Annotated in this window: 13 protein-coding genes; 8 read left to right on the top strand and 5 right to left on the bottom strand. The window is 33.5% G+C overall.

Features of this window, described 5'->3' with window-relative positions:
- Positions 1-25: 25 nt before the first annotated feature.
- Positions 26-892, top strand: a complete 867-nt coding sequence (locus AC1RPU_RS00685) for an NAD(P)-dependent oxidoreductase (RefSeq protein ID WP_481760959.1) — start codon at positions 26-28, stop codon at positions 890-892.
- Between the two features lie 48 nt (positions 893-940).
- Here the strand turns inward: AC1RPU_RS00685 and AC1RPU_RS00680 are convergent, their stop codons facing one another.
- Complete coding sequence (locus tag AC1RPU_RS00680) at positions 941-1,687, bottom strand: hypothetical protein (RefSeq protein WP_481760958.1); 747 nt, start codon at positions 1,685-1,687, stop codon at positions 941-943.
- Positions 1,688-2,024: 337 nt separating this feature from the next.
- On the opposite strand from AC1RPU_RS00680, the gene AC1RPU_RS00675 reads away from it, so the two are divergent.
- The 6 genes from AC1RPU_RS00675 (at position 2,025) to AC1RPU_RS00650 (ending at position 7,193) form a co-directional block, all read left to right on the top strand.
- The gene (locus AC1RPU_RS00675; RefSeq protein WP_481760957.1) at positions 2,025-3,113 is read left to right on the top strand and encodes a DUF871 domain-containing protein; all 1,089 of its coding nucleotides are present in this window, start codon (positions 2,025-2,027) and stop codon (positions 3,111-3,113) included.
- A 108-nt stretch (positions 3,114-3,221) separates the two neighbouring features.
- The gene (gene crcB, locus AC1RPU_RS00670) at positions 3,222-3,617 is read left to right on the top strand and encodes a fluoride efflux transporter CrcB (RefSeq protein ID WP_481760956.1); all 396 of its coding nucleotides are present in this window, start codon (positions 3,222-3,224) and stop codon (positions 3,615-3,617) included.
- Positions 3,614-3,976 carry a fluoride efflux transporter CrcB gene (crcB, locus tag AC1RPU_RS00665; RefSeq protein WP_481760955.1) on the top strand — a complete coding sequence of 121 codons (363 nt, stop codon included), beginning with the start codon at positions 3,614-3,616 and terminating at the stop codon, positions 3,974-3,976. Before crcB (AC1RPU_RS00670) ends, crcB (AC1RPU_RS00665) begins: the two co-directional genes overlap by 4 nt.
- 56 nt (positions 3,977-4,032) lie before the next feature.
- On the top strand, positions 4,033-4,902 hold the full coding sequence (locus AC1RPU_RS00660; RefSeq protein WP_481760954.1) for a DegV family protein: 870 nt from the start codon (positions 4,033-4,035) through the stop codon (positions 4,900-4,902).
- A 155-nt stretch (positions 4,903-5,057) separates the two neighbouring features.
- Entirely contained in the window at positions 5,058-6,512 is a 1,455-nt protein-coding gene (locus tag AC1RPU_RS00655; protein WP_481760953.1) for an ABC transporter permease, read from the top strand.
- A gap of 21 nt (positions 6,513-6,533) precedes the next feature.
- Complete coding sequence (locus tag AC1RPU_RS00650) at positions 6,534-7,193, top strand: ABC transporter ATP-binding protein (protein ID WP_481760952.1); 660 nt, start codon at positions 6,534-6,536, stop codon at positions 7,191-7,193.
- Positions 7,194-7,256: 63 nt separating this feature from the next.
- On the opposite strand, the gene AC1RPU_RS00645 is transcribed toward AC1RPU_RS00650, so the two are convergent.
- The 4 genes from AC1RPU_RS00645 to AC1RPU_RS00630 form a co-directional block, all read right to left on the bottom strand.
- Positions 7,257-8,015 (bottom strand): ABC transporter permease, encoded by a 759-nt coding sequence (locus tag AC1RPU_RS00645; RefSeq protein WP_481760951.1) that lies wholly within the window; start codon positions 8,013-8,015, stop codon positions 7,257-7,259.
- Positions 8,008-8,664, bottom strand: coding sequence for an ABC transporter ATP-binding protein (locus AC1RPU_RS00640; protein WP_481760950.1), 657 nt, complete (start codon positions 8,662-8,664; stop codon positions 8,008-8,010). The genes AC1RPU_RS00645 and AC1RPU_RS00640 overlap by 8 nt, the downstream gene beginning before the upstream one ends.
- 152 nt (positions 8,665-8,816) lie before the next feature.
- The gene (locus AC1RPU_RS00635) at positions 8,817-9,164 is read right to left on the bottom strand and encodes a VOC family protein (protein ID WP_481760949.1); all 348 of its coding nucleotides are present in this window, start codon (positions 9,162-9,164) and stop codon (positions 8,817-8,819) included.
- A gap of 19 nt (positions 9,165-9,183) precedes the next feature.
- On the bottom strand, positions 9,184-10,509 hold the full coding sequence (locus tag AC1RPU_RS00630) for an MATE family efflux transporter (RefSeq protein ID WP_481760948.1): 1,326 nt from the start codon (positions 10,507-10,509) through the stop codon (positions 9,184-9,186).
- A 311-nt stretch (positions 10,510-10,820) separates the two neighbouring features.
- Here AC1RPU_RS00630 and AC1RPU_RS00625 point away from each other — a divergent pair, with 311 nt between their 5' ends.
- A complete protein-coding gene (locus AC1RPU_RS00625; RefSeq protein ID WP_481760947.1) occupies positions 10,821-12,128 on the top strand; it encodes a sialate O-acetylesterase in 1,308 nt (435 codons plus the stop codon).
- Positions 12,129-12,184: the final 56 nt, after the last annotated feature.

Here is a 12,184-nt window from a genome sequence, read left to right as displayed (position 1 = left end):
AAGAAAATTATAAAAGGAGATTATTATGAAAAAAATTGGGTTTATTGGAACGGGCGTTATGGGCTCAGCAATTGTTAGTTATTTATTGAAAGCGAACTATGAAGTAACCGTGTTTAATCGAACCAAATCAAAGACAGATGACTTAGTTAGCCAAGGGGCAATATGGGCTGATTCGCCACAATTGGTTGCGGCTAAAAGTGATATTATCTTCTCGATGGTTGGTTTTCCTGCAGATGTAGAAGCAATATATTTTGAAGAAAATGGTATTTTTGCTGGTGCTAAAAAAGGCGCAATTGTAGTTGATATGACAACAAGTACACCAACACTAGCGAAAAAAATTGGTGATTACGCGGAAACTCATGAGTTGTTTGCGTTAGATGCACCTGTTTCTGGTGGTGATATTGGTGCAAAGAATGCGAAGCTAACAATTATGGTTGGTGGACACAGTGATGTATATGAACAAGTGAAACCTATTTTTGAAAAGATGGGAACAACAATTGCCTTGTTTGGTGGTTATGGATCAGGCCAACATGTAAAAATGGCTAATCAAATTATGATTGCTGGAACAATGACCGGAATGACTGAGCTGTTAGTTTACGCTAAGGCAGCAAACTTAGACTTGGAAAGTGTCATTAAAACAGTTGGCGGGGGAAGTGCAGCAAATTGGAGTTTAGACAATTATGCGCCCCGAGTTTTAAGTGATGACTATACACCAGGATTCTTTGCAAAACATTTTCTTAAAGATTTGCGTATTGCATTAGACGAAGCAGAAAAAATGAATATTAATCTACCCGCAACAAAAGAAGCTAAAGTACTATATGAAAAATTAGTTGATGAAGATGGATTAGGTAATGACGGTACACAAGCATTAGTTAAATTGTGGTGGAAATAAATAAGTCGATACAACTAATAAATAAGACCATTTCAATATGAGATAGTCTTATTTATTTTTGATGATTTTAACCAGCCAATTTGTAATAAGTAATAAAAACAGCATCAAAATAGTAATTAGACCAATAGATAAGGCAAATTTTGATAGTAGAGTCATCATTAAAGTCTGGTGATTAAATAGAGTTAAGAAATAATAAAAGATAATGATTAAAAGTGCTAATAAACTGAATCCAAGACCAAATCCTTTTCTATCTGCTGAGCTTAAATCAAAACCACCAATTGTAATAGATGTTGTGATTAACAACCACAGGATAAGTCTTAATGACCAAGATTGAAATAACGAGGTGAATAGGTTAAATAACGATTGAGTATTAAATGCTTGGTTAACTAGCATTGTTGATAGTAGATTAAAAGAGTGAGGTAGCAGTAGAATAAAAAGGCCAATAATTACGATTGAACAGCCAATGATGGGCGCAATACCGGCCATTGCTTGTCCAATTTTACCACGCATATTTTTAGGTGAGCTATAACGAACGAATCCAAGTGAGTTATCACCAATTTCGGGATGTGGACGTTTAATTAATTTAACTTCAATGGCGTGAAATCCAAATAAAAAAGCCATTATAGCATGACTTGCTTCATGGATAATAATACCCAATGAACCCAAGTATAATTGTTGATTTAATGATAATTGTTTTTTTGTATTACTGTTCACAGCTGTTAGTAAAAAAGCAGCTACAAGAAGTGGTATAACACTAAGAAAAATCAATGTTATTAGCGTATAAATGGTTTGCATCCTTAAGACCTCCTTCGTGATTAAAATATTAGCACGATTCTTAATATTTAGAAACAAAAAAGAGACTGCTGGGAAGGCAGTCTCTAGGGAGTAAGTTGTAGAGCTAATAAATTAGCTCTCTCTCTCATTACTTTGGAGGAGAAATGAAAAAGTATAAAGGTTAGTTATTTATGTTGTTTTGGGATAAGTTCAATATACAACATGAACCTTAAAATAACCTTAACATTAAGAAAAAATTTAAAAATAATCAAAAGTTTTTTTGGAATGCGCTTTCAATTACATTATATGTCCTTTATAATATTGGTATAGACCTTAATAATATTTAGGAGGAATAATAATGGGAAAATTAGGTATTTCAATTTATCCAGAACGATCAAATTATAATGATGATACAGCATATTTAGATTTGGCATGTAAATACGGGTATAAAAGAGTCTTTACGAGTTTACTCCAAGTGACAGATGGTAAAGATAAGGTATTATCAGAATTTAAAAAGACAGTTGCTTACGCAAATAAACTTGGTATGGAAGTAATGGTTGATATCAATCCTGATTTATTTGAACAACTAAATATTAGTTATCAAGATTTAAAATTCTTTGACGATATGGGTGCATATGGTGTTCGATTAGATTTAGGATTTACAGGTGCAGAAGAAGCAGCAATGACACGCAATCCATATGACTTAAAAATAGAAATAAATATGAGTTCTGGGACTAACTATGTGGATAACATTATGAGTTATTCACCAAAAAGAGAGAACTTATTAGGTTCACATAATTTTTATCCACATGAATACACAGGATTAGAGTATAACTTTTTTGTAGCTTGCAGTGAGAAATTTAAAAAATACAATTTAAATACGGCAGCTTTTGTTAATGCTAAGTCAGCTACTTTTGGACCTTGGCCAACTGCTGATGGACTATGTACATTAGAGGATCATCGACATTTAGATATTGCCACACAAGTTAAACATATGGTGATGACAGATTTAATTGATGATGTGATTATCGCAAACGCGTACGCTTCAGAAAATGAATTAAAAGCAGCATCAGAAGCATTCAACGCCAATTATCCGACGATTAAAATTGAAACGGCAGATGATATTACTGAGGTTGAAAAAGTAGTATTATTTGATAATATTCATAGTTACCGCGGAGATCGTTCAGCGTATCTTTTACGTTCGACAATGACACGGGTTGTGTATAAAGATAAAGAATTTCCTGCACATAATACAAAATTAATTAAGCGTGGTGACGTCTTAATTGATAATGAAGGTTATGGACAATATAAAGGTGAAACACAAATTGCTTTAAAAGAAATGAAAAATGATGGTCGTGTAAATATTGTTGGGCATATTATAGATGATGAATTATTCTTACTCGATTTTTTGAAACCATGGAGTCAATTTAAACTAAGCCAAGATTAGCCTAAATGGATCACTAGATAATTTCTAGTGGTCCATTTTAATTTGGTATTAACTAGATAATTCGGTAAAATGAAGTAGTAAATGTAAAATTGATAAGAAGGTCATAAAATGAATTATATAATTGTTGCATTGTTTGCTTTTTTTGGTGGAATAAGTCGGTACTTACTTGGTTTAACGATTATTCAACCAAATGGATTCCCACTGGGGACATTAATGATTAATGTCGTAGGGTGCTTTATTTTGGCGTTCTTAGTTCAGTATATTGAAACAACCGAAAAAGTCCCAGATTGGTTAACTTTGGGGATAAAAACAGGTTTTATAGGTGCTTTTACAACGTTTTCAACATATAGTTTGGAAGCTGTAAAGTTAATAGAGACGCAACAATGGGGCTATGCACTCATCTATGTGTTAGTAACGATTATAGGTGGACTTTCCATGACATTACTTGGTTATTCATTAGGCAATCGGATTGGAGATTGGCGAATGGAGAGTGAACGTTCATGATGACACTATTAGTTGGGATTGGCGCTGCAATCGGTGCTATGTTAAGATATGGGATAACAAATTTAAGTAATCGATATCTAACTGATCAATTTCCAGTTGGAACGTTATTAATTAATCTGATAGGTAGTTTTATTTTAGGTCTTTTAACAGGAATTAATTTATCTAGTCCGATGTTAGTCTTACTTGGTACTGGAACAATGGGTGGTTTTACAACCTTTTCAACGTATAACTTTGAATTGGTTAAATTAATTAAAAGCCAAAAAATATCGTTATTCATGATTTATTTATTAGCTAGTTATATTGTTGGTGGCTTGATGACACTGTTAGGATTAGTTATTGGTCGCCAAATGGTTAGTTAAATTAAAGTATTCGAGCATAATGTGTGATAGGATAGTAAAAATAGGGATGTGAAATAATGAAAATTGCTGTATTAACGGATAGTTCAGCTTATCTTACAGATGAGATTGTTGAACAATTAGATATTAAAGTAGTAAATAACCCAGTATTATTTGGAAATCATGTCTATCATGAAAATGCCGATTTAACGGCAACTCAATTTTATCAATTATTAAAAACAGAAGATGTTTTACCAACAACTTCCCAGGTATCGATGGGTGAAATGGAAGAAAAATTTAAGGCACTTGCTGCTGAAGGCTATACAGATGTTATTTGTATCCATTTATCATCAGGTATTAGTGGATTAGTTGGTAATCTTGAAGCTTTCGCATCATCTGTTTCGGCCATCAATGTGCATGTTTTTGATTCGAAAATTGATTGCGCGGGGATGGGTAACATGGTTCAATTGGCTGCCACATTAGCTAATAAAGATAAAAACGTTATGGAAATACTTGAAAAGTTAGCCGAATTAAGAGAAACAACACGGGTTCTTTTTGTTGTTGATGATTTAAATCATTTAATGAGGACCGGTCGTTTATCAAATCATTCAGGTTTTGTTGGAAACATATTGAAAATTAAACCGATTTTAACTTTTGATAAAGAAGGTAAAATCGTTGCTATTGGTAAAGAACGCAAAATGAAAAATGCCTATTCTGAAATTAAAGCTCAATTCTCAGAAGCAACACGTTCACTTGATTATCCAGTTCAAATTAATTTAATTGATGCGAATAATCCGGAACTTCAAGCTGAATGGGGACAAGACTTGAGAACTAGTTTTCCTAAAATGAAATTTGAATCGGGTTATATTGGACCACTTGTCGGTGTTCACACAGGTGAAAAATGTTTAGGATTAATCTGGTCGAGAGATTGGAAAAGTCTAATAGATTAAATAAAGAAAACGGTTTTATTATGAATTATTATTCATAATAAAACTTTTTTTTGTATAACAAACGAAAATGTTCTGATAATATTCAAAAATAATTCATAATTATTAGCTATGCTTATTCTTATCAAATAATTTAAGAGAATATGGAGGTAATAAATATGAATTTTTTTAAACGTGCTTTATTAAATCTTAAAGCAAAAAAAGGACGATCTTTTTTACTTGTATTAGTTATGTCAGCTATTATGTTATTCGTTTTAGCAGGATTAATTATTCAAAATGCAGCAACAACTGCGGCAAATGATGCGAAGAAGAGTGCGGGTGCAACGGTGACATTATCAGCTAATCGAGATAAAGCTTTTAGCGAGATGAAAACTTCAAGCTCAAAAACCACTAAACCATCATTAAACTTAGCTGGGGTAACAGTCGCAACAGCTAAAAAAGTTGGTGCATTAAGCAATGTGAAGAGTTACAGTATCACCACTTCAACTACAGCTAATGCTTCTTCATTTGATGCCATTAAAACAACATCGACCTCAAGTCAAAGTGGTGGGATGGGCGGCAAGAAAATGGCAACTTCTGCAACAACGGGTGATATTTCTATTTCCGGTGTAAGTTCAACGGCTAGTGCACTAAATACTAGTGGTGCCAAAATTACAAAAGGTCGTGGTTTAAATTCGAGTGATTTAAATACTAAAAACGTTGTGATTGAATCAGAACTTGCTTCTACTAACCATATTTCTGTGGGCAATACAATTACAATGAAATCAACTGGTGGTACGAAGTATAAAGTTGAAGTTGTCGGTATTTATAAAGCTAGTTCAACTAGTTCTACAAGTATGGGTGGGCCAGGAGCTACTGATCCATCAAATACTATTTATACAGCTTACACATTTGCGAATACTTTAAAAGGTAGTAAGTATAAAGATACGGCCGATTCAGTTGTGTATACATTAAGTGATCCAGCCAAGTCAGAAACTTTCACAAAAGCAGCTAAGAAATTAATTAACACATCTAAATTTTCAATGTCAACAAACGATAGTACTTATCAATCAATGCTGACACCATTGAATAATGTTAAGAGTTTTGCCCAAAAAATTGTTCTATTAGTCGCAGTTGCAGGAACTATCATTCTTGCCTTAATTGTTATTTTAATGATTAGAGAACGTCGCTATGAAATTGGTGTCCTCCTATCATTAGGTGAAAAACGTTGGAAAGTTATTGCACAATTCTTTGTTGAAATGTTTATGGTTCTACTCGTGTCATTAGTTGTTGCCGGAATTGGTGGGAAATTCGTTGGTAATGCAGTAGGTGATCAATTGATAAGCCAACAAACAACGACATCTACAACAGCTACAACTTCAAATGATATGCAAGGTGGAGGCGGTGCGCCAAGTGGTACTAAAGGTGGACAATTTGGTGGAACAGATCCAAGTGGTATACCAGGGCAGTCAGCGACAACTAAATCTGAGAAATTAAAGAATCTAAGCACAACTGTAAGTATCAAAGATTTGGCAGAATTAGGTGGTATGGGTCTGGCAATTATCTTTATCTCGATTATGTTAGCATCGTTAGGTATTTTACGACTTGAACCCAAGAAAATTCTGATTTCATAAATAATAGAAAGGAGTGATTAAATGATTGAAATTAAAGATGTCGCGTATTGGTATGAAAATAAGGATAACCCCTTATTTGAAAAGGTTAATTTAACTTTTGAAAGAAGTAAATCATATGCAATTGTCGGTAGTAGTGGCTCAGGAAAAACAACATTTCTCTCACTAATTGCTGGTTTAGATAAACCAAAATCTGGAGAAATTATATATGAAGGTGAGGCAATCAATAAAATCGGATTAACTCATTATCGAAATAAAGATGTCTCGATTATCTTCCAATCCTATAATTTATTTACTTATATGTCAGCGTTGGAAAACTTAATGACTGCGATGGACATTACCGGAGCAACACATGCTGGTGATAAACAATATGCCTTTGATATGTTGAAAAAAGTTGGTATTGATGAGGATATGGCTAAGAAGAACGTTCAACATCTTTCTGGTGGGCAACAACAGCGAGTCGCTGTTGTCAGAACGATGTGTTGTGACGCACGATTAGTCGTAGCTGATGAACCGACCGGTAATTTGGATGAAGTTAATACGAAAGAAATTATTGAATTACTTCAAGATTTAGCTAAATCACAAGATAAATGTGTCATCATTGTAACGCATGAACCAGATGTTGCTAAAATGTGTGATACGCAATATGTATTGAAGGACCGTGAGTTTCAAGTTATAGAGTAAGAAATAGCCATATGTATAAGGAAAACTTATACATATGGCTATTTTAGTTGATTGATATTTAATTTATCGTAGTTGCTTCTTATCATTAAAAAATTGTTTATATGAAAGATAACAAACACTAATTGATGAGATACTTGTTGCTGAAAGTAACATGAAAGTGACCATGATTTGGTATTTAATCGCAAAGACAGGATCAACACCGGCGAAGATTAACCCAGACATCATTCCAGGTAAACTAACGATACCAACCGTTTTAGCTGAATCAATAGTAGGCGACATCCCTGTTTTGATACTTTCACGGATAATAGGGTATGCTGCTTGTTTGAGATCTGCACCGAGTGCTAGTTTTTCTAAAATCTGTTGGCGTTGATCACGGAAATTACTGTTAAGGTTACGGTAACAAAGACCAATCGCAACCATTGAATTACTAGCAATCATACCAGTAATTGGAATAATTTGTGAAGGAATAAATTTAAGCGTTCCAGCTAGTAGTAAAAGGCCAAGTGTAACGGACGTACTACAAAAAATGGCAATGAACGAAATACGAAAACTATGTGGAATTCCTGCGCTTTTTTTATGTGCACTATACGCAGCGTTAAAGAAAACAATGAACATCATAACTAAAGTTAGAATAATATTATTAATATTAAAGACGTACTTTAAAATGTATCCGACGATGACTAATTGGATAATTGCACGAATGACACTATAAATAATATCTTTTGCTAGGCCTAATTTTTCTTTATATACAATTCCTAGTGAGACAAGTACTAATGAAAAAGCGAAAACGAGAGAAAGATTATTAACGGCTAAATTATGCATGTCTAACCTCCGTTATTTTTCCGGCCTCGATATTAATTAATTGATCAGCCAGTTTTATTTCATTATCATCATGAGTAACAGCGATAATAGTGATTTTATTTGAGTCATTTAAACGATTAATTAATGCGTGTATAATGTTTTTACTTTCTGAATCTAAAGCACTTGTGATTTCATCAAGCAGTAAGATTTTGGGTAAAAAGATTAAATTACGAATTAAGGCAACACGTTGCTTCTCGCCACCAGATAGTTCATTTATTGATTTCTGAAGATAACTGCTGGGTAAGCCTACGGATTCTAATTCAGAAATGGCACGAGATTCATCGAAGTCTTGCTTACGAACGATATAAGGAAACTCCAGATTGTCTTTAACGGTTTCGCCGAATAAAACGGGGGTTTGGAAGCAATAAGAAACAATCCGACGATATTCGATTGGGTCATAACTGTCAATTGATTTTTCATTGAACTTAATATCACCAGATGTTCTTGAAATTAAACCAGCGATTAATTTCAAAACGGTACTTTTACCGCTTCCAGATGGACCGGTGATTGTTAAAAAGTCTCCAGGGTTTACTTGAAAAGAGATGTGGTTCAAGATTGATTGGTTACTAAGTTCTAGTGAAATATCTTGTAAATCAATAATAGGTTGCATAGTAGGACCGCCTTTCTGATATAACTCATTTTCAGATTACCATGTTTAGCTGTGGGAATAAAGAAAAGTATTTTAGAGAATCTAAGCATATAGATTTAAAAACCTAATAGTAGTAAAAAAGCTAACATCGCTTAGATGTTAGCTTAGTAAATCTATTTCTGATAACTAATTAATTCGATTATATGCTGATCTGGATCTGAAATTGTAATCGATTGTGCATTTTTAACATCTTGCTTTTCAATCGGGCCAGAGATAATAGTCACAAAATAATTTTTCAAGTGATTTTCCATAGCGGTCATTGAATCACTAACGACGAAACTAAGTGTCATTGGAATAACATTAGTTGATGGCTCAAAAATAATTTTTTGATGGCCAAAATGAACAGTAGGTAACTCACTATTTTCAATCATAGTCATATCAAAAACTTCATGATAAAAACGTAAACTTCTTTGGACATCAGTTACGGGAATTGTGATTGCTTCAAAACGTTTAACTTTCATAAAATAAGAAACCTTCTTTTTATTGTTTTTTAATTTGTTTATTAAAGAAACTGAATAGGAATACAGTACTGATGACGACAATGATTAATTCTGTGACGGGTAAAGCAACCCAAACACCAGTTAAGTTGAAGAAGTGGGCAAAAATAAATAATAAGCCTAGTAGTAAGACATAACCGCGCAAGATAGCTAGAATAAGTGCATGTTTGGGTTCGCCAATCGCTGAGAAAAACATGCTAAACACAACATTAAGGGATGATCCAAATAAGCTTAAGAAGTAGATTGGAATGCCTATTTCAGCATAATGGATTAACTCTTGGTTGTTACTATTATTGAATAATGCAATAATAGGATCTTTTTCAAAGGTCAATGTAAGGTATAAAATTGTGCCAATAATAAAACTAACAATTAACCCAAAACGTAATATTTGCTTAACTTCTGGCCAATTCCGAATTCCAAATTCTCGACTGAGTAAAGGCTGAATTCCTTGGGCAACACCATTAAAAAGTGATAAAGCGACTAAGACGATGTTTGCGATAATTCCATAGGCTGCGACAGCTGTATTTCCCGCTAAACTTAAAATGACAAGGTTGAAAGCAAAAATGCTGACACCTGTACTCATTTCAGTTAGAAAGACAGGGAACCCGAATTGAACAACTTTTTTTATTGTCTTAAAGTGAATAGACGTTCGTTGGAGCGTTAAAAGACGTCCTTCCTTTTTACGATGGAAGGTTAATATAGCTAAAGCAACAATTGGAGAAACAGCAGTTGCCATTGCAGCACCACCCATACCAAGATGTAATGGGTACATAAAAATATAATCAAAAATGATATTGAATAAACTAGATACTAACATGGCAACCATCGATAAATGTGGATTATTATCGTTTCGAATGAAACTTAAAACGAGATAATTACAAGCAAAGAATGGTGCAGCTAGCAAAATATAAGTTAGGTATTCAGCAGCTAATTTGTAAGTTCCTGCGTTTGCACCTAAAAAATAGAGTAAAGGTTTCATGAATAAAAAGCCTAAGACTGAGAAAGCTAGGCCGAAAATAATCCCAACAATTAAAACCTGTGTGAAAATTTTTTGACTCGCTTTTTGATCCTTAATCTTTAAAATAGAAAATAAAGTTGCACCACCAATTCCGAGTAACAACCCGACGCCATTTAATAAATTAAAGAGGGGTAATACAATATTTAAAGCCGCTAAACCAGTTGTTCCAACCGCATTAGCAATGAAATATGTATCTGCCAGAAGATACACAGATAAACCTAAAGTACTTAAAACGTTCCGTGTGACGTAACCTGAAAGTTCACGACGGATAGAAACCGTTTGATTATTCATTTTGAGCTCCTTATCGGTACCTATTTTTTATAATCTTATAATAATGGACAATAAAAAATAGGTACCAACATCCTTCATTAAAAAATGGCCTCTTGGATGTGATAACTATTATTTTTGTAAAACCCGGCGATTTTACACTGTTTTGACTGTCTTTATTCTAGCAACTATTATTCAAAATAGCTAGGACAAACAACTAAATAATAGTCAAAGTAGCTGACTAATCCATTTGATAAAAAGTCGATAGAGGCTTATCTTATGTTATAATTGTAAAGGATACTTAATGGACAGCGACTAGAAAGAAGGGTTTAACAGTGGCAACAACATTGCGATTAGCACCACTATTTACTAATCATATGGTTATGCAACAAGATCAGACAACACGTTTTTTTGGTTATGCAGAACCCAATCAAGAAGTAACTGTAACGATTTCAATGGGCGGTAGCGAAGATACAATTGAAACAGGAATTGCTGATGATACAGGATACTTTTTAATTGAAAGTATCTCATTTTTAGCACCTACAATTGTGACCGTTCTAGTTAAATCAGGAACAGATAAAATAATTTTACGCGACGTACAATTTGGAGATGTATTCTTGATTGCTGGACAATCAAATGCTAACTTCAAAATGGCTAAAGATGATGAATTTGATCATAATAAAACAATGCCAATGATGAATTTACGTTTTATCAATATACCTGAAAAGCAATCAACAGAAGAAAATCCATGGCAAATTGTTGATGAAGAAAATATTGGTAACGTTACAGCATTAGGCTATTATATGGCTAAGAAGGTTCGTCAATATGATGAATACACACCAATTGGCCTTGTATTATGTGCTAAAAATGGGACTTCAGCTGCAAGTTGGGTATCAGAAAGTACACTAATAAATAACGAGACTTTAAAAGCAGCTTATGTTGATACTAAAATTCCAAGTTTAGAAGAATCCGATAATTTATACGATACGATGTTATCACAAGTGGGTCCTTACCGATTTAAATTGTTAACTTGGTATCAAGGTGAACGAGATGCAGGAATAGATACAAAACATTATGGGTTACTTTTGAAAAAATTAATCCGTGAATGGCGCAAAACGCTTAAACAAAATAAATTACCAACTTATATTATTCAGTTACCACAATATAATCATAAGATAGCTAATTCATGGGCTGAAATTCGCGATGCACAACAAAAGTTTGCAGCAACAGAAAATCGGGTTTACTTAGTTACAGCTATGGATGAAGATTCAGCTAACGAGATTCATCCAAGTAGTAAAAGACAATTAGGTTATCGTGTAATCGAATTATATTCTAATTTTGGTAAATTCGATGAAATGCAAACAAGTCCACAATTATCTGAAATTTCAGCTGATGTAAAACAAATGCGTCTTAACTTTTCAAATTGTGAACAACTTGAAACAACAAATGATATTGATTTAAAATGGATCATGCCAGGGGATGTTTTAAAACCTGCAGTGATTGATTTAGGTACAAATGATATCAAGATTCGATTAGAAGAAGAATCAATTGGCTTACAGTATGCATATGCAAATGTAACTTCTGCCGGCTTATGGAACGAAAACCATATTCCAGTTAGTCCTTTTAAAATCTACTTTGATTAATCTTAATAAGTTCTAAATAAAGCAGCCTTACAATTTAAAATTGCAAGGCTGCTTTA

The organism is Dellaglioa sp. CoH-55-MRSF-7 (genome assembly GCF_056782235.1).
The sequence above is the reverse complement of the archived record's forward strand: the minus strand, read 5'-3'. Positions and strand labels throughout refer to the sequence as shown.

Excerpts from the sequence above, each read along its gene's own strand:
- AC1RPU_RS00685 (WP_481760959.1), top strand. The coding sequence starts at position 26 with ATGAAAAAAATTGGGTTTATTGGAACGGGCGTTATGGGCTCAGCAATT.
- crcB (WP_481760956.1), top strand. The coding sequence starts at position 3,222 with ATGAATTATATAATTGTTGCATTGTTTGCTTTTTTTGGTGGAATAAGT.
- AC1RPU_RS00660 (WP_481760954.1), top strand. The coding sequence starts at position 4,033 with ATGAAAATTGCTGTATTAACGGATAGTTCAGCTTATCTTACAGATGAG.
- AC1RPU_RS00640 (WP_481760950.1), bottom strand. The coding sequence starts at position 8,664 with ATGCAACCTATTATTGATTTACAAGATATTTCACTAGAACTTAGTAAC.
- AC1RPU_RS00655 (WP_481760953.1), top strand. The coding sequence starts at position 5,058 with ATGAATTTTTTTAAACGTGCTTTATTAAATCTTAAAGCAAAAAAAGGA.
- AC1RPU_RS00675 (WP_481760957.1), top strand. The coding sequence starts at position 2,025 with ATGGGAAAATTAGGTATTTCAATTTATCCAGAACGATCAAATTATAAT.
- AC1RPU_RS00680 (WP_481760958.1), bottom strand. The coding sequence starts at position 1,687 with ATGCAAACCATTTATACGCTAATAACATTGATTTTTCTTAGTGTTATA.
- AC1RPU_RS00645 (WP_481760951.1), bottom strand. The coding sequence starts at position 8,015 with ATGCATAATTTAGCCGTTAATAATCTTTCTCTCGTTTTCGCTTTTTCA.
- AC1RPU_RS00635 (WP_481760949.1), bottom strand. The coding sequence starts at position 9,164 with ATGAAAGTTAAACGTTTTGAAGCAATCACAATTCCCGTAACTGATGTC.
- crcB (WP_481760955.1), top strand. The coding sequence starts at position 3,614 with ATGATGACACTATTAGTTGGGATTGGCGCTGCAATCGGTGCTATGTTA.
- AC1RPU_RS00630 (WP_481760948.1), bottom strand. The coding sequence starts at position 10,509 with ATGAATAATCAAACGGTTTCTATCCGTCGTGAACTTTCAGGTTACGTC.
- AC1RPU_RS00650 (WP_481760952.1), top strand. The coding sequence starts at position 6,534 with ATGATTGAAATTAAAGATGTCGCGTATTGGTATGAAAATAAGGATAAC.